This window comes from Ruegeria sp. CDSC085, assembly GCF_059610465.1.
Genome location: NZ_JBXWNR010000007.1, coordinates 136992 through 163707, shown reverse-complemented (window position 1 = coordinate 163707; position 26716 = coordinate 136992). Strand labels below are relative to the sequence as shown.

General features: G+C 57.1%; 23 protein-coding genes. 13 read left to right on the top strand and 10 right to left on the bottom strand.

Annotated elements, in window-relative coordinates:
- Positions 1-6: 6 nt before the first annotated feature.
- The gene (gene mutS, locus AC2FJB_RS12455; RefSeq protein WP_496719076.1) at positions 7-2619 is read right to left on the bottom strand and encodes a DNA mismatch repair protein MutS; all 2613 of its coding nucleotides are present in this window, start codon (positions 2617-2619) and stop codon (positions 7-9) included.
- A 162-nt stretch (positions 2620-2781) separates the two neighbouring features.
- On the opposite strand from mutS, the gene AC2FJB_RS12450 reads away from it, so the two are divergent.
- Together AC2FJB_RS12450 and AC2FJB_RS12445 are read left to right on the top strand one after the other, a co-directional pair.
- Entirely contained in the window at positions 2782-5037 is a 2256-nt protein-coding gene (locus tag AC2FJB_RS12450; RefSeq protein ID WP_496718989.1) for an NADP-dependent malic enzyme, read from the top strand.
- Positions 5038-5040: 3 nt separating this feature from the next.
- Positions 5041-5913, top strand: coding sequence for a ribokinase (locus tag AC2FJB_RS12445; protein WP_117871287.1), 873 nt, complete (start codon positions 5041-5043; stop codon positions 5911-5913).
- Here AC2FJB_RS12445 and msrA read toward each other — a convergent pair.
- From msrA to AC2FJB_RS12425, 4 genes are all read right to left on the bottom strand, one after another.
- On the bottom strand, positions 5910-6581 hold the full coding sequence (msrA, locus tag AC2FJB_RS12440) for a peptide-methionine (S)-S-oxide reductase MsrA (protein ID WP_496718990.1): 672 nt from the start codon (positions 6579-6581) through the stop codon (positions 5910-5912). The two genes, AC2FJB_RS12445 and msrA, sit on opposite strands and share 4 nt — an antisense overlap.
- Before the next feature lie 192 nt (positions 6582-6773).
- A complete protein-coding gene (locus AC2FJB_RS12435; protein WP_117871291.1) occupies positions 6774-7055 on the bottom strand; it encodes an SCP2 sterol-binding domain-containing protein in 282 nt (93 codons plus the stop codon).
- Between the two features lie 79 nt (positions 7056-7134).
- Positions 7135-7539: a DUF1810 domain-containing protein gene (locus tag AC2FJB_RS12430; protein WP_117872921.1), complete on the bottom strand. Its 405-nt coding sequence runs from the start codon at positions 7537-7539 to the stop codon at positions 7135-7137.
- A gap of 32 nt (positions 7540-7571) precedes the next feature.
- Complete coding sequence (locus tag AC2FJB_RS12425) at positions 7572-8798, bottom strand: argininosuccinate synthase (RefSeq protein ID WP_117871293.1); 1227 nt, start codon at positions 8796-8798, stop codon at positions 7572-7574.
- A gap of 141 nt (positions 8799-8939) precedes the next feature.
- Here AC2FJB_RS12425 and AC2FJB_RS12420 point away from each other — a divergent pair, with 141 nt between their 5' ends.
- Positions 8940-9707, top strand: a complete 768-nt coding sequence (locus AC2FJB_RS12420) for a hypothetical protein (protein ID WP_496718991.1) — start codon at positions 8940-8942, stop codon at positions 9705-9707.
- Positions 9708-9764: 57 nt separating this feature from the next.
- Entirely contained in the window at positions 9765-10991 is a 1227-nt protein-coding gene (ilvA, locus tag AC2FJB_RS12415) for a threonine ammonia-lyase IlvA (protein ID WP_496718992.1), read from the top strand.
- On the opposite strand, the gene AC2FJB_RS12410 is transcribed toward ilvA, so the two are convergent.
- Entirely contained in the window at positions 10988-11317 is a 330-nt protein-coding gene (locus AC2FJB_RS12410) for an Hpt domain-containing protein (RefSeq protein ID WP_299639179.1), read from the bottom strand. The two genes, ilvA and AC2FJB_RS12410, sit on opposite strands and share 4 nt — an antisense overlap.
- A 163-nt stretch (positions 11318-11480) precedes the next feature.
- Between AC2FJB_RS12410 and AC2FJB_RS12405 the strand changes: the two genes are divergently transcribed.
- On the top strand, positions 11481-12755 hold the full coding sequence (locus AC2FJB_RS12405) for a PP2C family protein-serine/threonine phosphatase (RefSeq protein WP_496718994.1): 1275 nt from the start codon (positions 11481-11483) through the stop codon (positions 12753-12755).
- Here AC2FJB_RS12405 and AC2FJB_RS12400 read toward each other — a convergent pair.
- Complete coding sequence (locus AC2FJB_RS12400; protein WP_496718995.1) at positions 12752-13195, bottom strand: NUDIX hydrolase; 444 nt, start codon at positions 13193-13195, stop codon at positions 12752-12754. The two genes, AC2FJB_RS12405 and AC2FJB_RS12400, sit on opposite strands and share 4 nt — an antisense overlap.
- 76 nt (positions 13196-13271) lie before the next feature.
- On the opposite strand from AC2FJB_RS12400, the gene hslO reads away from it, so the two are divergent.
- The 8 genes from hslO (at position 13272) to AC2FJB_RS12360 (ending at position 22512) form a co-directional block, all read left to right on the top strand.
- Positions 13272-14258 (top strand): Hsp33 family molecular chaperone HslO, encoded by a 987-nt coding sequence (gene hslO / locus AC2FJB_RS12395; protein ID WP_117871305.1) that lies wholly within the window; start codon positions 13272-13274, stop codon positions 14256-14258.
- The gene (locus tag AC2FJB_RS12390) at positions 14233-14847 is read left to right on the top strand and encodes a CoA pyrophosphatase (RefSeq protein WP_117871307.1); all 615 of its coding nucleotides are present in this window, start codon (positions 14233-14235) and stop codon (positions 14845-14847) included. The genes hslO and AC2FJB_RS12390 overlap by 26 nt, the downstream gene beginning before the upstream one ends.
- Positions 14844-15998 carry a CCA tRNA nucleotidyltransferase gene (locus AC2FJB_RS12385; protein WP_496718997.1) on the top strand — a complete coding sequence of 385 codons (1155 nt, stop codon included), beginning with the start codon at positions 14844-14846 and terminating at the stop codon, positions 15996-15998. Before AC2FJB_RS12390 ends, AC2FJB_RS12385 begins: the two co-directional genes overlap by 4 nt.
- A gap of 192 nt (positions 15999-16190) precedes the next feature.
- Positions 16191-18029, top strand: a complete 1839-nt coding sequence (locus AC2FJB_RS12380; RefSeq protein ID WP_496718998.1) for an ABC transporter ATP-binding protein — start codon at positions 16191-16193, stop codon at positions 18027-18029.
- Entirely contained in the window at positions 18026-19858 is a 1833-nt protein-coding gene (locus tag AC2FJB_RS12375; protein WP_496719000.1) for an ABC transporter ATP-binding protein, read from the top strand. The genes AC2FJB_RS12380 and AC2FJB_RS12375 overlap by 4 nt, the downstream gene beginning before the upstream one ends.
- Before the next feature lie 39 nt (positions 19859-19897).
- Positions 19898-21127, top strand: coding sequence for a class I SAM-dependent RNA methyltransferase (locus tag AC2FJB_RS12370; protein ID WP_496719001.1), 1230 nt, complete (start codon positions 19898-19900; stop codon positions 21125-21127).
- A gap of 21 nt (positions 21128-21148) precedes the next feature.
- Positions 21149-21934: an ion transporter gene (locus tag AC2FJB_RS12365; protein ID WP_496673593.1), complete on the top strand. Its 786-nt coding sequence runs from the start codon at positions 21149-21151 to the stop codon at positions 21932-21934.
- 59 nt (positions 21935-21993) lie between these two features.
- Positions 21994-22512 carry a L,D-transpeptidase family protein gene (locus AC2FJB_RS12360; RefSeq protein ID WP_299639158.1) on the top strand — a complete coding sequence of 173 codons (519 nt, stop codon included), beginning with the start codon at positions 21994-21996 and terminating at the stop codon, positions 22510-22512.
- On the opposite strand, the gene AC2FJB_RS12355 is transcribed toward AC2FJB_RS12360, so the two are convergent.
- From AC2FJB_RS12355 to AC2FJB_RS12345, 3 genes are read right to left on the bottom strand one after another with little or no spacing between them, the layout of a single operon-like run.
- Positions 22509-23948, bottom strand: coding sequence for a nodulation protein NodH (locus tag AC2FJB_RS12355; RefSeq protein ID WP_496719002.1), 1440 nt, complete (start codon positions 23946-23948; stop codon positions 22509-22511). The genes AC2FJB_RS12360 and AC2FJB_RS12355 overlap by 4 nt on opposite strands.
- A 6-nt stretch (positions 23949-23954) precedes the next feature.
- On the bottom strand, positions 23955-25655 hold the full coding sequence (locus tag AC2FJB_RS12350) for a DUF5927 domain-containing protein (RefSeq protein ID WP_496719003.1): 1701 nt from the start codon (positions 25653-25655) through the stop codon (positions 23955-23957).
- Positions 25652-26638 carry a glycosyltransferase family 2 protein gene (locus AC2FJB_RS12345; RefSeq protein ID WP_299900053.1) on the bottom strand — a complete coding sequence of 329 codons (987 nt, stop codon included), beginning with the start codon at positions 26636-26638 and terminating at the stop codon, positions 25652-25654. Before AC2FJB_RS12345 ends, AC2FJB_RS12350 begins: the two co-directional genes overlap by 4 nt.
- Between the last annotated feature and the right edge of the window lie 78 nt (positions 26639-26716).

Genomic DNA, 26716 nt, shown 5'->3' with positions numbered 1-26716 from the left:
GGGCGGTCAGAATCTGGCCGCCTCTTTCAATTTGTAGATCAGGTCAAGTGCCTCTCGTGGCGTAAGCTCGTCCGGCAGGATGTCGTTCAGCATATCGTTGACCGCCGATGCCTTGGGTGCGGGCGGCGGTGGTGGTGCAGCAGAAAACAGTGGCAGATCGTCGATCAGCGCCTTTTGCTTTCCACCTTCGCGCTCTGTTTTCTCCAGTTGGTTCAGTACAATGCGGGCGCGTTCTACCACGGATGCGGGCAGCCCGGCCAGTTGCGCAACCTGCACGCCATATGACCGGTCGGCAGCACCCTTGTGGACTTCGTGCAGGAAGATCACCTCGCCTTCCCATTCCTTCACCGCGACCGTGGCATTCTCGACACCTTCCAGCGTCCCGGCCAGCGCTGTGAGCTCGTGATAATGCGTGGCAAACAAGGCACGACATTTGTTGGCTGCGTGCAGATGCTCCAGAGTCGCCCAGGCAATGGAGAGCCCGTCATAAGTTGCCGTTCCACGCCCGATTTCATCGAGGACCACAAGCGCCCGTTCGTCGGCCTGGTTTAGAATCGCGGCGGTTTCCACCATCTCGACCATGAAAGTCGAGCGGCCCCGCGCCAGATCGTCAGAGGCTCCCACGCGGCTGAACAACTGGCTGACCACACCGACATGGGCCTGCTCGGCCGGGACGAAGCTGCCCATTTGGGCCAGCAGGGCGATCAACGCGTTCTGACGCAGGAAAGTCGATTTACCGGCCATGTTTGGGCCTGTCAGCAACCAGATGGCTGCACCGTCATCGGCACTAAGATCGCAGTCATTGGCGACGAAGGCACCGCCGCTTTGTTGGCGCAGTGCGTGTTCGACAACCGGATGCCGACCGCCCTGTATGTTGAACGCGCGGGACGCGTCCACCTGTGGTCTGCACCAGTTTTCCCCGCGCGCCAGATCGGCGAGGGCAGTGGTCAGGTCCAGTTCAGCCAACCCGCGGGCAGCTTGATTCAGTCGTGCTGCGAGGGACAAAATCTCGTCAGATAGCCTTTGATAGAGCCGTTTTTCGATCTCAAGAGCCAGATTCCCGGCATTCAGGATACGGGTTTCGATCTCGCTGAGTTCAACAGTGGTGAACCGCACTTGGTTGGCGGTGGTCTGGCGGTGGATATAGGTCTCGCTGAAGGGCGGGTTCAGCATCTTGTCGGCATGGGTCGCTGTCGTCTCGATGAAATATCCCAGCACGTTGTTGTGTTTGATCTTCAACGACGTGATGCCGGTATGCTCGGAATATTTTTTCTGGAATCCGGCGATAACGGACCGACCCTCGTCCCGCAGGGTGCGGGCCTCGTCCAGTTCGGCGTCAAAGCCCGGAGCGATGAAACCACCATCACGTGCAAGAAGCGGTGGTTCGGCGACCAGGGTTTCATCCAGTAAATTCAACAGGTCGTCGAAGCCAACAAGGTTTTGAAGCGCGGTTGATAGCAGAATCGGCACATCCTGATCTGCGCAAATCTGGGCAATGGCTGCCGATTGAGTCAGGCCGTTTCGGACGGCTGCAAGATCCCGAGGCCCGCCGCGCTCCAGCGACAAGCGGGACAGGGCGCGGTCCAGATCTGGCGTCTTCCGCAAAGCTTCACGCAGGTCTGACGCAATAAGACTATCTTCGGCCGCAAAGCTCACCGCGTCCAGTCGGGCGTGAATGATTTCCAGATTGCGTGAGGGGCTGGACAGACGTTGCTCAAGCAAACGGGCACCGCCCGGGGTCACGGTTCGGTCGACTACCGAAAGCAGTGAACCGGCACGTCCGCCAGACAAGGACCGGGTCAGCTCCAGATTGCGGCGCGTTGCAGCGTCGATCTGTACAACGCGGTCTTCGGATTCCTTCAGTGGCGTTTGCAACAGGGGCAGTTTGCCCTTCTGTGTAATCTCCAGATAGTCGATCAGCGCACCCATCGCGGACACTTCGGCGCGTCCAAAGCTTCCGAATGCATCCAGCGCACCCACGTGAAATAAACCGCAGATGCGTTTTTCAGCCGCCGTGCTGTCAAAACTGGCCCGCCCGACAGGGGTGATGGAAATACCCAAGTCACGAACCGGCTCATTCAGTTTGTCTTGCACGCCATCGGCGACGATCAGTTCCGACGGTGCCAGTCGTGCGAGTTCGGGGCTGAGGCGCACCGGTGTCAAGGGCATCACGTGAAACGCACCAGTCGAGATGTCGGCCCAGGCCAGCGCGGCCTCATCCCGAACTTCGGCATAGGCCGCCAGAAAGTTGTGGCGACGGGCCTCAAGCAGGGCATCTTCGGTCAGTGTTCCGGGCGTCACCAAGCGTACAACATCACGCTTTACGACTGATTTAGAGCCTCTTTTCTTGGCTTCAGCCGGGCTTTCCATCTGCTCGCAGACAGCCACGCGAAAGCCTTTTCGGATCAGTGTCAGCAAATATCCTTCTGCCGAATGCACCGGCACACCGCACATCGGAATGTCTTCGCCATTGTGTTTGCCGCGTTTTGTCAGGGCGATGTCCAACGCCTCGGCTGCGTTGACGGCGTCCTCAAAAAACATCTCATAGAAATCGCCCATGCGATAAAACAGCAGAGCGTCGGCATGAGCCTCTTTGATTTCGAGGTATTGCGCCATCATCGGCGTGACTGTGGACAAAGCGGCCCCCTTCTGGCGTATTCCGGGCGCGACCTTACAAACCCGGTCCCTGCGACGAAAGGTGAAAACGTATTGTCGTTGAGGCGCGCCTTTGCCTGCGCTATGAGGCAAAAGCCCAACAGATGTAAAGAAACGACATTTCCGATGCCCAAAGCGAAGATTACCAAAGAAGAGGCGCTGGCCTTTCACCTCGACCCCACCCCCGGCAAGTGGGAGGTGCAGGCCACTGTCCCGATGACCACGCAGCGCGATCTTTCGCTTGCCTACAGCCCGGGTGTGGCCGTTCCATGTGAAGCAATCGCCGAGAACCCAGAGACCGCCTATGACTATACCAACAAGGGCAACCTGGTGGCCGTAATCTCGAACGGGACGGCGGTTCTGGGGCTTGGGAATCTTGGCGCGCTGGGCTCGAAACCGGTGATGGAGGGGAAATCCGTCCTGTTCAAAAGGTTTGCGGATGTGAACTCGATTGATATCGAGCTGGATACCGAAGACCCGGATGAGTTCTGCCGCGCGGTGCGTCTGATGGGGCCGACATTCGGCGGCATCAACCTGGAAGACATCAAGGCGCCCGAGTGTTTCATCATTGAGCAGCGCCTGAAGGAAGAGATGGACATCCCCGTCTTTCACGACGACCAGCACGGCACGGCGGTGATCTGCGCGGCGGGGCTGATCAACGCGTTGCATATCTCGGGCAAGAAGATCGAGGATGTGAAGATCGTTCTCAACGGAGCCGGGGCGGCAGGGATTGCGTGTATTGAACTACTCAAATCCATGGGCGCGCGGCACGAGAACTGTATCGTCTGTGATACTAAGGGTGTGATCTACCAAGGCCGGACCGAGGGTATGAACCAGTGGAAGTCGGCCCATGCGATCACCACGGATCTGCGTACTCTGGAAGAGGCCATGAAGGGTGCGGACGTCTTTCTTGGCGTTTCGGTCAAGGGTGCGGTCACGCAGGAGATGGTCGCAAGCATGGCCGATAATCCGGTGATCTTTGCAATGGCCAACCCCGATCCGGAAATCACCCCGGAAGAGGCGCACGAGGTCCGCGTGGATGCCATCGTGGCAACCGGGCGTAGCGACTATCCGAACCAGGTCAACAACGTTTTGGGCTTTCCCTATTTGTTCCGCGGCGCGCTGGACATCCACGCGCGTGCCATCAATGACGAGATGAAGATCGCCTGTGCCCATGCACTGGCCAATCTGGCGCGAGAGGATGTGCCGGATGAGGTCGCGATGGCTTATGGCAAGTCGCTGACCTTCGGACGGGATTATATCATTCCTACGCCGTTTGATCCGCGCTTGATCCACCGCATCCCACCAGCGGTAGCAAGGGCAGGGATGGACACCGGTGCGGCCCGCCGCCCGATCATCGACATGGAGGCTTACGAGCTGAGCCTGAAGTCCCGGATGGACCCGACTGCCAGCATTCTGCGCGGGCTGAACGCCCGGGCGCGACAGGCGCAAAGCCGCATGATTTTTGCCGAGGGCGATGATCCCCGCGTGCTGCGCGCCGCCGTCATGTACCAGCGTTCCGGCTTTGGTAAGGCGCTCGTGGTCGGCCGGGCGGATGATGTCAAAGAAAAACTTGAAGCCACCGGTCTTGGCGATGCAGTGCGGGAGATCGAGGTTGTGAATGCTGCAAACACCACCCACCTCGAGACCTATTCGAATTTCCTCTATGAGCGTTTGCAGCGCAAAGGCTTTGACCGCAAGGATATTCACCGTCTGGCCGCGCGGGACCGCCACGTGTTCTCTTCACTGATGCTGGCCCACGGACACGGAGACGGGCTGGTTAGCGGAGCAACACGAAAATCGGCCCATGTAATCGATCGTATCAATCATGTATTTGATGCCGATGCCGCCCATGGCGCCGCCGGCGTGACAGCACTTCTGCATAAAGGCCGGATTGTCCTGATCGGTGATACACTGGTGCATGAATGGCCGGATGAAAACGATCTGGCCAACATTGCCGAGCGTTCGGCCGCAGTGGCCCGGCACATGGGTCTGGAACCTCGGGTTGCCTTTGTCAGTTTCTCGACTTTTGGCTACCCGATTTCGGAACGTGCCGAGAAAATGCATCGTGCCCCGACTGTTCTGGACCAGCGCGGCGTTGACTTCGAGTATGAAGGCGAGATGACTGTGGATGTGGCGCTGAACGTGGATCAGCAGGCGGCTTACCCGTTTTCACGCCTGACCGGCCCCGCAAACATCCTGATCGTTCCCGCGCGGCACTCAGCGTCGATCTCGACCAAGCTCATGCAGGAAATGGGCGGCGCTACAGTGATCGGGCCGATCCTGGCGGGTGTCGACAAGCCGATTCAGATTTGCTCGACCGTCTCGACAGCGAACGATATTCTGAACATGGCCATTCTGGCCTCGTGCGACATCGGATAAACCATGACGATCTGGAACCTTGGCTCGATCAACGCGGATATGGTTTACGACCTGCCGCATCTGCCTGCGCCAGGGGAAACTCTGGCCGCCCGCGGGCTGGACCGGTTCCTTGGCGGAAAAGGTGCCAATATGTCAGTGGCGGCTGCGCGGGCCGGATCGCGCGTCAGCCATATCGGTGCCGTCGGGCATGATGGGCGCTGGGCGAAGGATCGACTGACGGAATATGGCGTTGACACACGCTATATCTCGGAGGCGGACCTGCCGACGGGGCACGCAATCATTGCGGTGGATGCCGAGGGTGAGAATCTGATCATCCTCTATCCGGGGGCCAACCACGCCTTGGATATCAGCCATCTGGGGCAGGCTCTGTCATCTGCAAACACCGGTGATCTGCTGATCCTGCAGAATGAAACCAACGCACAGGTTGAAGCTGCGCAGTTGGGGCGCAAACTTGGACTGACCGTTTGTTACGCCGCCGCGCCGTTTCAGGCACAGGCGGTTCAGGCGGTTCTGCCCTATCTGGATTTCCTGATCCTGAACGAGGTCGAGGCCGAACAATTGCGGCAAGAGACCGGGATGGGTGCGGCTGACCTTCCCGTTCGGCATGTCATTGTCACGCTGGGTTCAAAAGGCGCTCGGTATTTGCAGCAGGGCAATGACCCGGTGGAATTTGCGGCCCACAAGGTGCAGGCCGTGGATACCACTGGGGCAGGTGATACCTTCACTGGCTACGTACTGGCTGGAATGGATCGCGGAATGCCAATGGAACAGGCTATTCTGCAAGCGAACCGCGCCGCTGCCCTGATGGTCACGCGGCACGGCACGGCCGATGTCATTCCGGATCTGAGAGAAGTGCGCGACGCGTCCTTCGATTAAGACCCGGCAAAAGGCGCATCTGAACCCCAGAGCTGTTTGACGCGCGCGTCACGGCCGCAGGCTTTGCGATATGCCTTATAGGCGCTGTGCTGACGCTTGGGTCCAAAGCGGGTGAAGATCAGCTTGTTCCCTTTGTAGTAATCCTGATGATAGGCCTCGGCTGGATAAAACGAGCCTGCGTTCAGAATCGGGGTGACAACATTCTGACCCAGTGCTCGTTGTGCTTCTTTCTTGGCTTGTTCAGCCAACGCTTTTTCGCCTTTGTTAGAGACGAAAATCGCAGTTCGATAGCTGTCGCCCCGGTCGCAGAACTGACCTCCGGCGTCCGTCGGATCAACCGAGCGGAAGAACATGTTCAGCAGTGTTTCACGTGAGACGCGGGCCGGGTCAAAAGTAATCTGAACTGCTTCATAATGACCGGTGCCACCTTTGGAGACCTGATCATAGGTGGGGTTGGCGGATTTGCCGCCGGTATAGCCCGACACGGCCCCGACAACACCCGGTACAGATTCAAAATCGGACTCGACACACCAGAAACATCCTCCAGCAACCGTCAGCGTTTCGGCACCTGCTGCGGGGGCAGGCAGGGCGCGCAGGATCATCGCAAGTGTGATCAGGGTGAACAGAGTGGCTGTTTTGAAGGCATCCAGATAAGCGGTCCGTGACATGTCGGGTCTCCTTTCGGCACCATGGTGACCCGAACCCGAATGACATTCAATTGCCTGACATCTGATGTCACGGGCTGGTGAGACGAGTTTATCGGCGGCGGACGTCGGTGGAATACCTTACACCGGGCCGTCTTGGCGGTGGGATATGGGCGTCCCGGCAAGGGGGAGGTCCGCGATGAACCTGCCTTCGGCTTAGCCCAGCAACTGCCCCAGTTTCATCGCAACACCCATATTGCCCGAGATTTTAAGCTTGCCTAAAGCGACACCTGTCATCGGGTTCAGTTTTCCGGTCAGAAGCTTGGTCAGGTTGTCCTGCGAGATGCGGATCGTGCAATCCGTTTCCTGGTCCTGAGTCGATGCCTGACTGTCCGCCAGAACAATAACGCCGTCCTCACCACAATCGAATTTCAACGAGCCGTCAAAGGTTTTGCCGTTCAGACCTTTTTGAATTTCGTCGGCGATGTCCTGAAGCATCCGGGTTCCTTTCGCAGTTTCCGAATGCGTAAAGCGTCAGGTATCGAACAGGCAAGGCTGACCCGACTGGAACTTCCCATCACGACGCGCTGAGGCTCTGAACTGTCCGAGCGCAGGGCGCGCCATCATAAAAAGCGTCAAGAACAGCCTGAAACTCGGCCGGAGCATTCGCCACCGAGGAAAACAATGTCATCGAAGAACGAAGCTTTTTTGCATCAACCCCGCCCAGAATATCGCTGGCGTCGCGCCCCTGATGCTGCAGTAACAGCGAGGCCGCATGTGTCAGACGGCGTCGCAGTTCAGGGTGGTTCAGATAGCGTGTCGCTTCATCCAGATCTTCGATGCCGTACAGCTGCGCCATATGGGACTGGCCCAGCTCGGCCAGTTGCGGAAACACGAACCACATCCAGTGACTGGTTTTCTGCCCCTGTTCCAGTTCACGCAGGACATCGGCCCAAACCGTGTCCTGCGCCTCGATGAACATATCGAGCTCGTCGTCGTTGTCGTCCTCGTCAATCACTTGGACAAACGCTTGTCACGTGCGGCCAGCAATTTCAGGCGCAGGGCATTCAACTGGATAAAGCCTGCCGCGTCGGTCTGATCATAGGCTCCGGCGTCTTCCTCGAAGGTCACATGTGCCTCGGAATACAGCGAGTGATCCGACCAGCGGCCCACGGTCGAGGCCAGACCCTTATACAGTTTCACGCGAACGGTGCCGGTGACATGTTCCTGCGATTTGTCGATGGCGGCTTGCAGCATTTCACGCTCGGGCGAGTACCAGAAACCGTTATAGATCAGTTCCGCATATTGCGGCATCAGCTGATCCTTCAGGTGCATCGCGCCACGGTCCATGGTGATGGATTCGATGCCACGGTGTGCTTCCAACAGGATGGTGCCGCCGGGTGTTTCATAGATACCGCGCGATTTCATCCCGACGAACCGGCCTTCGACCAGGTCCAGACGGCCAATGCCGTGCTTGCCGCCATATTCGTTCAGCTTGGTCAGCAGGGTTGCCGGGCTCATCGCCTCGCCATTGATGCTGACCGCGTCGCCTTTTTCAAAGCCGATTTCGATGAACTCCGGCTCGTTCGGGGCATCTTCGGGGTGGACGGTACGCTGGTACACATAATCAGGCGCCATATCCGCAGGGTCTTCCAGAACCTTTCCTTCGGATGAGGTGTGCAGCAGGTTGGCATCGACCGAGAAGGGCGCCTCACCACGCTTGTCCTTGGCGATCGGAATCTGGTTCTGTTCGGCAAACTCCAGCAGCTTGGTGCGGCTGGTCAGATCCCATTCGCGCCATGGTGCGATCACCTTGATGTCGGGGTTCAAAGCATAGGCCGCCAATTCAAACCGAACCTGATCGTTGCCCTTGCCTGTCGCGCCATGGGCGACAGCATCCGCGCCGGTTGCTTCGGCGATCTCAACCAGACGTTTCGAGATCAGCGGCCGCGCGATCGAAGTGCCCAGCAGGTACAGCCCCTCATACTGTGCATTGGCGCGGAACATCGGGAAGACGAAGTCGCGAACGAACTCTTCGCGGATGTCCTCGATATAGATGTTCTCGGGCTTAATTCCCAGCAGTTCGGCCTTCTGGCGCGCGGGCTCCAGCTCTTCTCCCTGACCCAGATCGGCGGTGAAGGTCACGACCTCACACCCATACTCGGTCTGCAGCCATTTCAGAATGATCGAGGTATCAAGGCCACCGGAATAGGCCAGAACAACTTTCTTGGGCGCGGACATCTGACTTCCCCTTATTCGTAAGACGATTGGCCCCTAACGGGTTTTCGACGTGGGGGCAAGTTGTGACGATTGACGCAGGCAAGGAATTGGGGTGAAACAGTTGCGGAGAATAACAAGCATTAGTTGAAGGGGCGGTTTCGGATGTTGGGATGGCAAATATTTGTGCATTCGGTGCGGATGGTGTTTGGGAACCTGAAGCAGGTCCTGCAGATCACGGTTGGCCCTGCTCTGATTGGGACTATCGTTATTGTGGGCGTGTTCTTGGCGCTTGGTATTCCGCTTGAAGCGCTTGATGAAAACGCAGTCGATCTGCCACCGGGCGTAACCGCAGGATCAGTCTTTGTCTTTGTGTTCGTTTTGCTGGCGGTAATGTTCGTCACCATGTTCTGGATCGCGGTGTCTTGGCACCGCTTCATCTTGATGGAAGAGTATCCCACGGGAATACTCCCGACATTCCGTTTCGACAGGATTCTTGCCTATTTCGGTCGCTTTCTGATGTTGGGGATTTTGATGGTGATCGCGTATATCCCCATGGGTCTGCTCGCTGCAGCACTTGGCGAAAGCCTTGCGGGGCTTTCGATCATTCTGATGATTGCATACACCGTTTTTCTGGTCGTATGTTTCTATCGCCTGTCAATTATCCTGCCGGCAGCGGCGATTGGTGATCCCATCTCGCTCAGCGATGCATGGACCAATACTGCGGGGGTCAGCGGTGCAATTTTGTTGCTTCTCGTCGTTGCATTCCTGTTCCAGGTGTTGGTGCAGCTGGCTTTCACTGTCCTGGCAATAATTCCGGTTTTGGGCGTTTTGCTGACCGTGTTCTTTGGCACGCTCATCCTTCCGATGATCAACATCAGTATCTTTACCACAATGTACGGTGTCTTCATCGAAAAGCGCGAGCTGTCGTAAGCCCGTACACATATGTATTCCTTGCCCTTATCGCGATGATGGGGCAGGGAAACGGACATGACTGATTTCGTGACCCGCGCCCGCGCCGCCGAACAGGCGATGCGCTCTGTGTTTCCAGCGACGCCGTTGCAGCGCAATGCTCATCTGTCCGAACGCTATGGGGCCGATATCTGGCTCAAGCGCGAAGACCTCAGCCCGGTGCGGTCGTACAAAATCCGCGGTGCGTTCAACGCGATGCGAAAACAGCAGGGGCAGGACCTGTTCGTCTGTGCCAGCGCGGGCAACCACGCGCAGGGCGTGGCCTTCATGTGCAAGCATCTGGGTGTCAAAGGCGTGATCTTCATGCCGGTGACCACACCGCAGCAGAAAATTCAAAAGACCAGAATCTTCGGCGGCGACAATATCGATATCCACCTGACTGGCGACTATTTCGATGACACTTTGGCCGCCGCGCAAGCATGGTGCGCGCAGCAGGGCGGGTATTTCCTGTCACCCTTCGATGACGCTGATGTCATTGAAGGCCAGGCTTCATTGGCGGTCGAGATCGAAGAGCAAATGGGTGGTATACCGGATCACGTTGTTTTGCCCGTTGGCGGTGGCGGCATGTCTTCGGGCGTGGCCAAATGGTTCGGGGATCGCAGCCATTGTCTGTTTGTCGAACCAGCTGGAGGTGCTTGTCTTCGGGCTGCATTGGCTGCGGGGCATCCTGTGTCGCTGGATCATGTGGATACCTTCGTCGATGGCGCTGCGGTTGGACGGATCGGTGAGAAACCGTTTGAACTGTTGAAATCACGCCATCTGTCGGATGTGCTGGTCCTGTCCGAGGACCGAATCTGCACCACCATGATCGAGATGCTGAATGTCGAAGGCATTGTTCTGGAGCCCGCCGGCGCCCTGGCGATCGAAGCGGTGGGCGATATCCAAAGCTTTGTGCGGGGCAAAACCGTGGTCTGCGTAACATCCGGTGGCAATTTCGATTTCGAACGCCTGCCCGAGGTCAAAGAACGCGCCCAACGCTATTCCGGGGTGAAGAAGTATTTCATCCTTCGCCTGCCGCAGCGCCCGGGCGCATTGAAAGAGTTTCTGGGCATCCTGGGCCCCGAGGATGACATTGCCCGCTTTGAATACATGAAAAAATCAGCCCGCAATTTCGGTTCGGTCCTGATCGGGATCGAAACCCGCAAGCCTGAAAATTTCATGCGTCTGTTTGCGCATCTGGATGAGGCAGGGTTCACCTACACCGACATAACCGAAGACGAAACGCTGGCGCAGTTCGTGATTTAATCCAGGTTCTGGCGCAGCTCAGCCTCGAATTTCTGTTTCGAGCTGTCAAATACGGCCAGAATAGCGGGCAGATCGACATCCCCGCCCTGACCTGCGGCCGCCTGCCGTTCGCCGTCCTGACAGAGTTTCGAGAACTGGTCGAATCCAAGACTGAGCGCGCTGCCCTTCAGGAAATGCAGATTCTGTTCCAGTTCGGACCGGCTTGTATCCTGATGCAGGCGGGCGATGACCTCCTGTACTTCTTCCAGAAAGATGTCGACCACTTCATCAAACTCATCCGGGCCAACTTCGTCCCGCAATTGCCTGACTCTGCCCCAGTGGATCATACTGCGTCACCTGCCGTTGAACATGCGTTTTCAGGAATAGGCAACACCAGTAAACACCAGGTTAACCGCCAAGCGGGATTGCAGCCTTCGGTCTTCACCGGATGTTAAAACCGTCGCCACTAGGATCGCCGTGTGTGAATGAACGCATCAGATCAGAGGGTAAATGGTGCCAAGGACGAGTCTTGAGGAAACCAGATCAGATCTGGATTTCGGCGCGATCCGTAAGGTGCTGGTGGTGGATGACAGCCGTCTGCAGCGGCGCATCCTGGTCGCATCGCTCAGAAAATGGGGCTTTGAGGTGGTTGAGGCCGAGACGGGCGATGCCGCTTTGGCGCATTGTCTGGATGATCCACCCGACCTTGTTCTCAGCGATTGGGTCATGCCGGGGATGAGCGGGCTTGAGTTTTGCAATGCGTTTCGCGCCCTGGATACCGATCAATACTGTTATTTCATCCTGCTGACTTCAAAAAGTGAAAAGCAGGAGGTTGCACGCGGGCTGGATGCCGGGGCAGACGATTTTCTGATCAAACCCCTTGAGGCGGATGAGTTGCGGGCACGCATATCCGCAGGTGCGCGCATTCTGGACATGCAGCGCGAGCTTTCGCAGAAAAACCGCCTGATTGAGTCCGCGCTGGAGGAACTCAGGCTGGCTCATGACGCGATCGACAAGGACCTCATACAGGCCCGTAAAATCCAGGAATCGCTGGTTCCGGAATTTACGCGGAGCTTTGGAAAATCCCGGGTCAGCCTGTTGTTGAAACCCTGTGGCCATATCGGTGGAGACCTTGTTGGCATGTTCTCGCCCGGGGTCAATCGGCTGGGGTTCTACAGCATCGATGTATCCGGACATGGCATCACCTCGGCCATGATGACGGCGCGTCTGGGCGGTTATCTTTCAAGCAAACACTTTGATCAAAATGTCGCAATGGAAAAGAGGTTCAACAAATTCTACGCACTGCTGCCTCCGGAAGACGTCGCCAGTATGCTCAATTCCCGATTGATGGCGGATGAAGGGATCGAGGAATACTTCACGATGGTCTACGCCATTGTGGATCTTCGAAACGGGCATCTCAAAATGGTACAGGCCGGGCATCCGCATCCGCTCCTGCTGCGGCAGGATGGCAGTACTGAATATCTGGGTGATGGCGGGTTGCCGATCGGGCTGATCGAAGACGCGAGCTTTCAGCAGATCGAGACTCGCATGAAACCCGGCGACAAGCTGTTGGTGTACTCGGACGGGTTTACCGAATGTCAGATCGCTGAAGGTGGTTTGCTGGAAGAAGACGGTTTGCGAGAGATGGCCCAGCAGTGCATTTCTGCAAAGGGCGGGTCGGAGTTTCTGGACGACATGTTCTGGCGATTGACGCAAGAGATTTCGCCCAAAGATAGCATTGGGGATGACGTATCCGCCGTTTTCTTCGAATATAACGGGCCTTAAAGCGAACTGAGATGCATTTCCGCAAAGTGCCGGTCACCGTCATTGCCCAGCAATCCAACGGCATCGGTGGCTTCCATCCACAAAGCTTCGTGGAACGCTTCGCTTGGAGGGCCTTTGCGGCGTACGGGACGGGCGCGGTAGATCAGGCAGACTTTTTCAGCCCACAGATCGTATTCGGGCATATAGGTGAACCGACGAAAAGCTCCGACACGACGCGGGTTGGCGACGTGCCACCCGGTTTCTTCATAGACTTCGCGATGCAAGGCTGAAATCGGTGATTCGCCTGGATCGATGCCTCCACCCGGCAATTGCAGATCCGGGCCCGGCTCTGTCTGACAGGTCAACAGCAATTGCCTGCCACGTGGCAAAAGGGCATAGACGCCAACCCTCCGGGTATATTTCCGCCCCGTCTCGGGGGTTTCACCGAACCGCCTGATCATGTATGGCCCCTTACAACCCAATCTGTACGACCTATATGGTGCCGGTATGCCAACCCGTGGCGTGTAAGGAAACCCCATGTCTCTTGGAACAAAAATCGCGTGGGACGATACCGTCCTGCCCTTTCAACTTGATGCATCCGACATGCGCGGCCGCGTGGCCCGTCTGGATGGCGTGCTGGATGGTATCCTGAAACAGCATGACTATCCCAAGCAGGTCGAGGCGCTGGTGGCCGAGATGGCCTTGCTGACCGCGTTGATCGGCCAGACAGTTGCGCTGCGCTGGAAATTGTCGTTGCAAGTGCAGTCCAAAGGGGCGGTCCGCATGATCGCCACCGACTATTATGCGCCGCAGGAAGAGGGTCAGTCCGCTCAGATTCGGGCTTATGCCAGCTTTGACCGGGACCGGTTGACCAATTCCGCGCCTTTCGATCAGGTGGGCGAAGGGTATTTTGCCATCATGATCGATCAGGGTGAGGGCACACAGCCGTACCAAGGCATCACTCCGCTGTCCGGTGGATCGCTGAGTGAATGTGCCGAGGCTTATTTTGCGCAATCCGAACAGCTGCCGACACGGTTTTCGTTGAGCTTCGGCAGATCGACCGAGCCGGGCGTGGGCGAGCATTGGCGTGCAGGCGGCATCATGCTGCAGCACATGCCCAAAGCGTCACCCTTTGCAGCGTCGGGTGAAGGAACGGGTGAAATCCTGACCGCTACCGATCTGGTCGATGGCGAAGAAGGTGAAAACTGGGGTCGCGTCAATATCCTGCTGGATACTGTCGAGGATTTGGAAATGATCGGCCCCTCTGTTGCGCCGACCGACCTTCTGGTTCGCCTGTTTCACGAGGAACAGCCGCGTGTTTATGATGCGCAATCTGTGCAATTTGGCTGCACCTGTTCCGAGGATCGTGTGCGACAGAGCCTGTCAATCTATTCGGCCAAGGATATCGAAAAGATGACCACACCCGAGGGCGAGGTCACCGCGGATTGTCAGTTCTGCGGGGCTCATTATGTGTTGGACCCGGCAACTGTCGGGTTCGATGCCGAAGACACCAAAGGTGAATGACCCAGTTGAAAAGATCCGGGCGGCCCTGCGCCGCCCAGGTCACGGGTCCAGCGATTTTGACCTGAACCCGGATACCGTTCTGCCGCCCGGGCGCCGGTTACGGCCCGCCGGTGTTCTGGTGGCAATTTCTCTGGCTGAAGATACACCGCAGGTCATCCTGACCAAGCGCTCATCCGCGCTGAAGCATCACCCGGGCCAGATCGCCTTTCCCGGTGGCAAGCAGGACGAAGCCGATGCTGATGTTACAGCAGCGGCTTTGCGGGAAGCTCAGGAAGAGATCGGCCTGCCCCCGGAAATGCCAGAGATCCTCGGGTTTCTGCCGACGCATGAAACCGTGACCTCGTTCACCGTAACACCTGTGGTCGCTGTATTGCGGGACAGGTTCCAACCCGTGCCTGAGCCCGGCGAAGTGGACGAAGTTTTCTCGACCCCCCTTGCCCATCTTTTGAATCCTGAGAATTATCTGGTTGAGTCGCGCCGATGGCGCGGCCAGAGACGCAGATACTACGCAGTTCCGTACGGCCCGTATTACATTTGGGGCGCGACCGCCCGCATATTGCGCGGGCTTGCAGCACGGGTGAATGAATGATGCAGATTGACGAGCCCTGGATCAGTGAGCCAGCAACCCAAAAAGTCTGTTCGGCCCTGACCTCATCCGGGGCTCAGGCGCTTTTTGTGGGTGGCTGCGTGCGCAATGCGCTGCTTGGCGCGCCGGTTTCGGATATCGACATCGCCACCGACGCAAAACCCGAGCGGGTCATCGAAATGGCGCAGGCTTCCGGGCTCAAGGCCATTCCAACCGGCATCGAGCATGGTACGATCACAGTGGTCAGCGCAAGTATCCCGCACGAGGTCACGACCTTCCGCCGTGACGTGGAAACCGACGGTCGTCGTGCTGTCGTGGCATTTTCCGATCACGTCGAAGAAGACGCGGCGCGACGTGATTTCACAATGAACGCGATTTACGCACAGCCCGATGGCACTGTTTTAGACCCGCTTGGGGGCCTTCCCGACCTTGAGGCCCGGTTGGTGCGGTTTATCGGAACAGCCGAGAATCGTATACGTGAAGACTATCTCCGCTCGCTTCGTTACTTTCGTTTTCACGCCTGGTACGGGGATCCGGATGCCGGTTTTGATCCCGATGCGCTGGCCGCCATCGGTGCCAATCTTGACGGGCTGGAATCGCTGTCGCGCGAGAGGGTCGGGGCAGAACTGTTGAAATTGCTGGCATCGCCTGATCCAGCCCCCGCCGTTGCGACCATGCGCAGTACAGGTGTTTTGGCCCGGGTGTTACCGGGTGCGGACGATCGGTCTTTGGCCCCTTTGATCGCGCTGGAACGGGTGGCTGGTGCCGATCCCGATCCGGTGCGTCGCTTGGCTGCGATTGCTACGCCCGACAATGCCGCCACATTGCGGTTGAGCCGTTCGCAGTTGCAGCGCCTGATCAGGATGCGCGAAGAGGCACAGGCCGCAACCAGTATTGCTGAACTGGGATATCGCTATGGCGACGAAGGTGGTTTGCACGAGACGCTTTTGCGCTGCGCTTTTCTGGAACAACCCTGGTCCGAAGATTTGCGGCGCGATCTGCACGCCGGGGCAGCAGCGCGTTTCCCCGTCCAGGCCAGGGATCTGATCCCCAACTTCACCGGCCCGGCGCTGGGCAAGAAGCTGGCCGAGCTGGAAAAACGCTGGATCGCATCCGGTTTTGCGCTGTCTCGCGAGGAGTTGCTGGCACACTAGTACGAAGTCTCAAAAAGGGATGACAACATTGATCCTTTGTGTTTAGGTGCGCCAGTCACATGGATGGAGGAATGCGAATGTATTACGGGATCTGGTTCGGCTAAAGCCGGGACACTTGCCCCGTAAAGGGTGGTGTTCAGGCGCCATCTTTCTTCGCACGTCTTTAGTTTCTGCTCAATCGGAGCACTCTCCATGTTTCGCTATTTCGAAAACCTTGTTGACCCTTTTGTTGCCTACCGCGAGGCTGACATACCGCCGACGCGCTTGTGGCCCTTCATGCTGGACTATTCGCGACCGTTCTTTCGGGTATTTGTCTGGGCGGCGCTGATTTCCATTGTCGTCGCGGGCGTTGAAATCGGACTGATCTATTACATGGGTCGCGTTGTGGATATGTTGGGCGGTACGCCGTCAGAGGTCTGGCAAAACCACGGAACGGAATTGCTTTTGATGGCGGCCTTTGTGTTGCTATTTCGACCGCTTCTGCATCTGGTCGATGTACTAATTCTGAACAATACGATCTTGCCAAACTTTGGCACATTGATCCGCTGGCGTGCGCACAAACATGTTTTGCGTCAATCAGTTGGCTGGTTCGAAAACGACTTTGCCGGACGGATTGCAAACCGGATCATGCAGACACCGCCTGCGGCCGGAGAAGTGGTCTTTCAGGTTTTTGACGCGATTTCCTTTTCGTTGGCCTATTTGATCGGTGCGGCATTCCTGCTGTATGCGGCGGATCCGCGATTATTGATCCCGCTGTTGATCTGGTTTGCGTTCTATGCGGCACTGGTGCGATGGACTGTTCAGCGTGTCGGTCCGGCGTCAAAGGCGGCATCGGACGCGCGTTCGACGGTCACGGGACGGGTCGTGGACAGCTATACGAACATCCATTCGGTCAAAATGTTTGCCCATGGCCCGCAAGAGCTGGACTATGCCCGTGAAGCGATCGAGGAAACCCGCCGGACATTTCAGATCGAAATGCGAATATTCACTATCATGGATGCCGTTCTGGTCACATTGAACGGCATGCTGATCGTGGGCGTTGTGGGCTGGGCGATCGCGTTGTGGATGCAGGGCAGCGCTTCGGTCGGAGTTGTTGCAGCGGCCACGGCGCTGACTCTGCGCCTGAACGCCATGACCGGATGGATCATGTGGGCCCTGACCAGCTTTTTCCGCCAACTTGGTATCGTGGCCGAGGGGATGGAGACCATTGCCCAGCCCATCGATTTGATCGACGCACCTGATGCAAAACCCTTGCGGCTCGGCAAGGGAGAGATCCAGATCCGTGACCTCTCGCATCACTATGGTCGCGAGGCCGGCGGCTTGGACCATATCAATCTGACCATCCAACCGGGTGAAAAGATTGGCCTGATCGGTCGCTCCGGCGCTGGCAAATCGACCTTGGTAAAGTTGCTGCTGCGGTTCTACGACGTTGAGCGCGGTGCGATTTTAATTGATGGTCAGAACATTGCGAACGTTACCCAGGGCAGCCTGCGCAGTCATATCGGAATGGTTCAACAAGACAGCGCCTTGCTGCACCGCTCTGTACGCGACAACATCCTTTATGGCCGGCCGGATGCGTCCGAGGCGCAGATGATCGCCGCCGCCAAGCAGGCCGAAGCGCATGAGTTTATCCTCGACTTGCAAGATCCGCAGGGTCGGACCGGGTACGACGCACATGTCGGCGAACGGGGGGTGAAGCTAAGCGGTGGACAGCGGCAGCGCGTGACGCTGGCGCGGGTGATCCTGAAGGATGCGCCGATCTTGTTGTTGGATGAGGCGACATCCGCGCTAGATTCCGAGGTCGAAGCGTCAATTCAGGAAACCCTCTACGGCATGATGCAAGGAAAGACCGTGATCGCCATCGCCCACCGGCTCAGTACCATCGCGCAGATGGATCGGATTCTGGTTATGGATGCTGGCCGTATCGTTGAGGAAGGCACGCATTCCGACCTTCTGGCGCAGGGCAGCCTTTACGCCCAATTCTGGGCGCGGCAATCTGGTGGTTTCATGAACCCGGAGGCCGTTGAATGAGGGTTGCCGACCTCATCTATCCGTTCAGGAACATCGAAACGCCCCCGCCGCAGACTTTGGGGGCGTTCATTCGCTGGAGCCTGTCCGGCGCGTGGCCGATGTTGTTTGTTGCGGCAATCTTCTCGGCCACTGCAGGTGCGATGGAGGCGGGGACAGCGTGGATTCTGGGCCGTGTGATTGATGTGGCGATATCAAGCGGGCCCGAGAATTTTCTGACCCCGGCGAATATGTGGATGATCTTCGGTGCGGTCGCCTTCTTTATGTTGCTTCGCCCGATCCTGTTTGGCCTGTCATCTTTGTCGAACAATTACATTGTCATGCCAAACATCACACCTTTGGTGCTGGCCAAGCTGAACCGTTGGACGCTGGGCCAATCGGTGACGTATTTCGATGACGACTTTGCCGGCCGGATCGCTCAGAAACAGATGCAGACATCGAACGCCATGGCGTCGGTCGTGTCGGAAACCATCAGCGCGATTGTGTTTGCCCTGGCGTCTCTGGTGGGGTCTTTGCTTTTGTTAGGGTCTATACATCCTTTGGTGATGTTGCCCTTTGCCGCGTGGCTGGTGATCTACTTCCTGCTTGTGCGCTGGTATTTGCCGCGCATCCGAGTGCGGTCGGCGGCGCGGGCCGGGGCGCGGGCGATGGTGTCCGGGCAGGTGGTTGATACGATCACCAACATCAAGACTGTAAAGCTTTTCGCCCATTCCGCTTTTGAAGATCAGGCCGCGCGTGAATCGATGGTGGATCTGCGTGAAAAATCTCTGGATTTTGGCAAGTTGTCGGCCAGTTTCCGGTTCATCCTCATGACGCTGGCTGGAGTCCTGCCCGTCTTGCTACTGGGCGCAACCTTGTGGCTGTGGCAGGGCGACATGGCGACCGCCGGGGATATCGTGGCTGCCGGGGCCGTTTCGATCCGTATAGCTCAGATGACCGGTTGGGTCAGTTTCACGTTGATGGGGCTGTATGCCAATGTCGGTGAAATTGAAAACGGGATGAAAACGCTGGCCAAGCGTGACCGGATTGAAGATATGCGCGGCGCGAAGGACCTTGATGTGACCGAAGGATCGATTACCTTCGAAGGCGTCAGCTTTGCCTATGGTCGCGATATCGGTGGGGTCATGGATTTGACCCTGACCATCGATCCGAGTGAAAAATTGGGCATCGTCGGTGCCTCGGGGGCGGGGAAATCCACGCTCGTTTCGCTGTTGCTCAGGCTCTATGACAAGGAAAATGGCGCTATTCGTATCGATGGCCAGGCCGTATCGCAGGTAACGCAAGACAGTCTGCGCCGGCAGATCGGTATGGTCACGCAGGAAACGGCGATGTTCAACCGATCCGCTCGTGAGAATATTTTGTATGGTCGGCCGGACGCGTCAGAGGCCGAGATGATCGAGGCCGCAAAGAAGGCCGAAGCGCATGACTTCATCCTGAGTCTTGAAGATGCTCATGGTCGTAAGGGCTATGATGCTCATCTGGGGGAGCGTGGCGTAAAGCTCAGCGGCGGACAGCGGCAACGGATCGCTCTGGCGCGGGCCATTCTGAAAGATGCCCCAATTTTGGTTCTCGACGAAGCGACATCGGCGCTGGACTCCGAGGTTGAAGCGTCGATTCAGACTGCGCTGCATCGGGTGATGCAGGGTAAAACCGTGCTGGCCATAGCGCACCGTCTGTCCACGCTCAGCGAAATGGACCGCATCGTTGTTCTTGATCAGGGACGGATCGTGGAAACCGGAACCCATGAGGCGTTGCTGGACCTGGGCGGGCTGTATGCACGGTTCTGGCACCGGCAGTCGGGCGGCTTCATTCAGGCAGAAGCTGCGGAATAAGGGTTTTGTTGCTGTGAAAGCCCGGCTATCAGGCCTCCCATGACGCAGCAATTCACAATCACACGGCTTGGACATCAGGGCGACGGCATTGCCGATGGCCCCATCTACGCCCCACGCACCCTTCCGGGCGAAATCGTCAGCGGCACCCTTGTTGGCCAGCAATTGACCGATATCCGGGTCGACACACCGTCCGAACATCGTGTCAAAGCTCCTTGCCGCCACTACAAAGCGTGCGGTGGCTGCCAGCTGCAGCACGCATCTGATGCATTTGTGACCGATTGGAAGCTGCAAGTCGTCAACAACGCGCTGACGGCGCAAGGTCTCGAAGCGCCACTGCGTCCAATACACACATCGTCCGAACAGTCGCGGCGGCGCGCTACGATTGCCGTAAGGCGCACGAAGAGGGGCACGTTGGCGGGGTTTCACGGTCGTGCATCGGGCACGATCACAGAGATACCCGACTGCCGGTTGCTTGAGCCGGAATTGATCGCGGCTATTCCGGTGGCCGAGGCGCTGGCTGTTCTGGGAGGAAGCCGCAAGGGCGCTTTGGCCGTCACGCTCACATTGTCCGAAGGTGGTCTGGACGTGGCCGTCAAAGGCGGCAAACCTCTGGACGGCCGCTTGGAACTGGCGTTGGCGCAGGCGACTGAGAAGCATGGTCTGGCCCGGCTCAGCTGGGATGGTGAGGTTATTGCCATGCGGCATGCGCCGGTTCAGCGTTTTGGGACAGCCAGCGTCACGCCGCCTCCCGGAGGTTTTTTGCAGGCAACAAAGGATGGCGAACAGGCTCTATTACAGGCGGTTTTCGAAGCAACACAAGGTGCGAAGCGTATCGTTGACCTGTTTTCGGGCAGCGGAACGTTCTCACTGCCATTGGCGGAAAACGCCGAAGTTCACGCGGTTGAAGGCGAAGATGCCATGATTCAGGCACTCGATCAGGGCTGGCGCCGGACACAGGGGTTGAAACGTGTAACGACCGAGGTCCGCGACCTGTTCCGCCGCCCGCTGATGCCGGACGAGCTGAAATCTTTCGACGCGATAGTACTGGACCCGCCCCGCGCCGGTGCCGAAGCGCAGGTAGATGAGATTGCACAGTCGCAACGCCCGGTGATTGCCTATGTATCGTGCAGTCCTGTCACCTTTGCGCGCGATGCGAAAACGCTGGTTAACGCGGGTTACACCCTTGAATGGGTACAGGTCGTTGACCAATTTCGATGGTCTTCACATACGGAACTCGCTGGGCGGTTTGTCCTGAGCGCCGCAACTTGATCAGGCAGGGGAATGCGACTCATGGGGATTAAACAGCAGTTGCTGAACATTATCGAAGCGCCGGTATTCGGTCGCTTTATTACTGCTGTCATAATCTTCAATGCCATTCTTTTGGGGATGGAGACATCGCCAACCCTGATGGAGTTAGCAGGTCCGCTGATCGTCGCGCTGGATAGACTTTGCCTGACGATCTTCGTGGTCGAAATTACCATGAAGCTGATCGCCACCGGGCGCAGGTTCTTTACCAATGGCTGGAACATTTTCGATTTCCTGATCGTAGGCATCGCCCTGGTTCCCAGTGCCGGAGGTTTGTCGGTGCTGCGTGCCCTGCGAATTTTGCGGGTGTTGCGCGTGATTTCCGTCGCGCCTCGCCTGCGTCGCGTGGTCGAGGGGTTCATCTCCGCCCTTCCCGGAATGGCCAGCGTGTTTCTGCTGATGGCAATTCTGTTCTATATCGGGGCGGTTATCTCGACCAAGTTGTTCTCGACATCGTTCCCGGGTTGGTTCGGCGATCTGGGCCTGTCTGCTTATACGCTATTCCAGATCATGACATTGGAAAGCTGGTCGATGGGCATCGTGCGCCCGGTGATGGAGATCTATCCCTATGCCTGGGTCTTCTTTGTTCCATTCATCATGGTCACCACATTTGCCGTGGTGAACCTCTTGGTGGGTCTGATCGTGAATTCGATGCAGGATGCCCACCACGCCGAGGATGAAGTTAAAACCGACGCCTATCGAGATGAGGTTCTGGAACGGCTGGAAAGCATTGAACGTCGACTGGCCGAGCAGTCGAACATCAAAAAGTGATTTCAGTTTTTTCCTTTTTTGGCATAATGATCAAAAAAAAGCAGAGCAGGCAGTGAAACATGGATCGTCGAGTATTCGGATTGGGGGCGTTGGCAACGCTGAGCCTTTCGGCTTGTGCCTCTGGCAGCCCAAGATTTCTGACTTATAACGGACCCGAGGTGACATCGTTGGTGGTCAACAAGAGCACGCGTAAGCTTTACTTGTTGCACCACGAAAGAATCCTCAAGGAATATGATGTCGAATTGGGGTTTGCGCCGAATGGAACAAAGAACCAGCGCGGCGACGGCCGGACGCCCGAGGGCACTTATCTGATCGACCGTCGCAACCCCAGAAGCCGATATCATCTGTCCATAGGCATATCCTATCCCAACTCGCAGGATGTCGCCAAAGCCAAGGCCGCGGGCGTTGATCCGGGTGGAGATATATTCATCCACGGAGAACCCAATCTGCGCTCAGAGCGGAAACGCGCAAAAAAGACGCGGGATTGGACGGCAGGATGCATCGCGGTCAAGAATGACGAAATCGAAGAGATCTATTCGATGGTTAACAAAGGTACGCTGATCACCCTGCGTCCTTAGGCTGTTTTCGGCAGCCAGTCACTGAACCCGAAGGTTTCATAGTCGCGCTGGTACGCTGCAACTGCCTGCGCCTCGAGGTTTTCGTCGTAGATCTGATCCAGAGCGTATGGTTCATCCGGCGCGCAGTGACCTGGTGGAGGCGGATCTGAATGCCCCAGGTTGCGTGCCAGATCCGGCAAAGCCGTCATCAGGTCCTCTTCTCTCAGAATCAGATCCGGCATGGTGAAGGATGCGATTCCCTCCAGTGTTCTGGACTGGCTGCACCACGTACCGTCTACGCGGATCGGCGTCTGCCCGTTCAGGTTGAGGCGCAAAAAGCCCAGAAAACCCGAAAATGCTTCACGGTGTTGTTCGACAGAATAATTGGTGTCCCGTACTTGCCCCGGGATTGGCAGTTTGAGCCGGTTACGAAGATAGTTCCGCACCATCTTGTAGCTGCCTGGCCCCGTACTCAGAATGTGTTGACAAAACACCGTATGTGCCCGGGCCAGAGGGTGCCGCAGAACCGTGAATTGCCGATGACCGGGATGGTTCTGCTTCCAGGAACGGACCTGTTTGCGGTTCTGGTCCGTGATCAGTTTGTCCTTCGGGCATCCGTCCAGATCAGCCAGCCACTGCTCAATAACAGGCTCTATTCCACCGCGAATAGGCAAATACATCAATGGAGACCGGGCGGCGGCAACGTAAAGCGGCACAGCCGCCCCGCGCTGCGGTTCAAAGCTTGTTGACCGATGCAATCCGAACCGATCCTGGTCGCACAGGGCTTGCTTCATCTCTTCAGGATTGGTGACCTTGGACAAAGCCGGTGACGGGTTTTGTGGCTTCAGGGAACCATCCAGCCTGGTCAGCCGCGCCTCGACGCCCAACCATGCAGCCAGACCGTTTATGACCTCCAACTCGGTCAGGTCGTCATAGTTAATGAAGAACCCTGTTTGGCCTGTTTTTTGCAAGTGCCGTTGCACCATAAGCCGATGGCCTTGCACCTGGTTCAGATAATCCGAAAACTCGTCGGCGTCGAAGACAACCTGCGCGTCGACGCGACGTTTGACATTCTTCAGCAGCCACTGCTGCGTTTTCCGCGCGATTTTCAGCGACAGATAGCTGTCCAATGGATTGCGGGTCAGAAGGATCTTGGCACAGCACGGGTCGTTCAGCATGGGTTTCAGGATACGTGGGTCATGGTCTTCGAAATAACGAAAGCCATTGATGTCGCCCGGCGCTGATCGGATGGCTTTGAGCATTCGCATCGGATCCGCATCCCGGTCTTCCAGCGACAGGCCGAGCAGGTGGTCGGATTTCAGGCTGCCGACGAAATGCGGGTTGAATGCCTCTCCGTGACAGGTAATCCCATCCATCGCATTCAGGTTGGCTTCGAGCAGGTTCGAACCTGTTCGCATGGCGGCCAAAATCACGAAGTAGTCAAAACTGGCTGACATGGGCAATCACTGCACCAGATATGGTTTTCGGTAGGGTTTTGCCTGACGGCCGAATACGTCGTCCGCCGGGAAGTCGCCCATCAGATAAGGGTGCATTCCCTGATTCTTGAGGTTTTGCAGGAACTTCCCGAATCCGGACAGATCGACCATGGTTGGCACTTCGGTCAGGTGGCTGGTCGGTTGCATGCCTATTTCTTCAAGCACTGCCTGCAATGCATCCATCGGAGATTCAATGAAATCTGCCAGCGTCCAACTGCGCATCCGCGCTTTGGTCCAGACCGATGTCAGCACCTCAAGCTGCTTGGTTTCAATTCGTTGCAGGCGCGCCGCCTCACACCGGATTTCCGAGAAGTTCATATTGGATCGGAACAGTGGAATTGCCCACGCGCCAGTGATGACCGAAATCTGAGCGTTTTTGTCCCGCGCCAGAAACCAGTTGATCTCCTGGGTGTCCCGCGGGCTGAACTGGAAACACTGGCGCTCGCCCCGCGTATTCCAGATCAGGTTCGACAAAAAGGCGGTTGGGTTGTAGTCCCGCAGCGCTGCACTGTCGCTGAGAGCCCCATTTGTTATAGCTTCCCCTTGCGAAAAACCGACGCGCCCCGGCCCGAAAAGATGCCCGTGGACTCTGGTTTCCGTGGTCGCGGCCAGCCATGGTTCAAAATCCTCGAACAGTTCTGAAAAGCCTTGAAATACGGAATACTGCGACGATGTCAGACCGTTTTCACTGCCATGCCGGGGAAACCGGCTTTGCATGTACAGCCCGTCGCGTCCACGAGTTCGCCGCTCCACAGCTTTGGAGAATACACGGTCGATCTTGCCCGGATTGGGTTCCGCCGGTTTCATTGCTCCGGTCTGATCTGTCAGGAATGCCTGGTACAACCGTTCCGCGCGAGGCCAGATTTTTCGGGCCACAAAACAATCTGATCGGCGCAGCAATTGCAGATGATCGTCATAGAAGATGTGTGGACGGCCCTGATAATCGAATTTGGACAGGGTCAGAGACCGGCTTTCTATATGCGTGGAATACAACCGCGCCAACGTCTGAAAATAGCTTTCATCCGGAATCCAGACATGGCGGAAGTACTTGTCATATAGCTTGCGTCTGGGGTCCTGAAGGATTGCGGACAGCGTTTGACGGGTCAGGCACCACCACTGACTGCCCATATGCGGAACCAGGCCGTCGGGGATTTGCCTGCGAAATCCTACGGCGCGCTGAAGTTTTACATATGCGTCGAATAATTTGCGATGCTTGCGCCAGGAAAACGGAAACCGCAGGGTGAACCGTTCATGATCCAGCCCGCCGATGGTCCAGCTGACATCAGACGTGGTCGCGCTTTCGATGAAATCGACGCGCGGCCTGTCTGACAGGTAATCGATCAGTTCCTCGACCGGTCGCAAGGGCAAGCAGGCCCCCGAGGCCAGAAACACATGGCGAACTTCTGGGAATTGCTCCAACATCAACTCGGAGGCGCTTTGCGAGGCGGCAACAATGCCCCAGCCACCCCAGTCGCACCGATGTCGATCTGAAAACACGATCGCGGGATTGTTGGAACAGGACGCTACAAATCGGGAATAGACATCGTCTGACACCTTGCGATCCACGTGGATGACCACCGGGCATCCTGCTGCCGTCCAGTGGCGTGCGACCTGTTCGGCACGGTCCAGCGAGGTATGAACCAACATGACAATACCCAGACCGCTCATGCCCAGTTTCCTTTCGACATGAGGCCAAGGATCTCAAGCTGCCGCCAGTTGATATAGGCCTCGGACCACTCGCACCAGAAAACGGGCTTGTCCTCAAGCTGTGTCGCATAGGCCCTGTATTCGCCGGAGCCGCGGTAATGCTGGCCACGCTCCAGTTCTTCGCGGGCTTTGTCGCCAAGAATATTGATCAACTTGGCATGAAGCAGCGACCCGCTGGCCTTCTCGCCGCCCCATTCGTCATAAACCTGATTGAGCCCGCGCGGCAAAAGCGAATGGGTCGAGCTGACATAAACATAGCGCCGGTCCCATTTTACCAGCGGAATCTTGTTCAGCGCCGGTGCCTTGGAGGGGTTGTCCCGAAAGAACACACGCGCCCGTGGACCCCCTTGTATCCAAAGATTTTTGTATTCGGGGTTTTTGGTAATCATATAGTTGCCGGGATCGAACCAACGCGCAATTTCGAACGGGTTCTGACCTTCGGCATAAGGTTCGGCGTCCACCGCCCCCTCAGGGTACATGTCGATCAGCATCGTGCCAAAACTGCGTACGGCACTGCCATCCAGCCAGTCGGTCAAAGCACGGATCGGGCGAGTGTCGCAGAACGGATAGATGAAGAATTCATCCGGATCGACGCTCAGCACCCAATGTCCATGCGCATATCTGTGCAGCAGATAGTTTGACCAGTCCAGACCATAGCTTGCGCGTTTGTAACTGGTTGTCGTCCGCCAGACCGAAACATCGGCCTGTTCTTTCAAAAACTCAAAACTGCCATCATCGCTGTCGTTGTCGACAAACAAAAAATGATTGATGCCCAGTTTGCGATAGTATTCGAGGAAGAAGGGCAGGCGAATTTTCTCGTTCCGAACAACGCTCATCAACAGGATATCATCACGGCGGATTGCTTGTGTGTTGTTGCTGACCGGCCTGAGTTCGCGGCGACGTTTGAGGCAACGCAGAATACGGCGCTTGCGCCGCAACCTCATCTTGTAAGACTCAAACAGGCTCACGTGACTGCCCAACCTTTTTATGACGCGAGCTTTCCCCAAACCCGTCGCGACCGT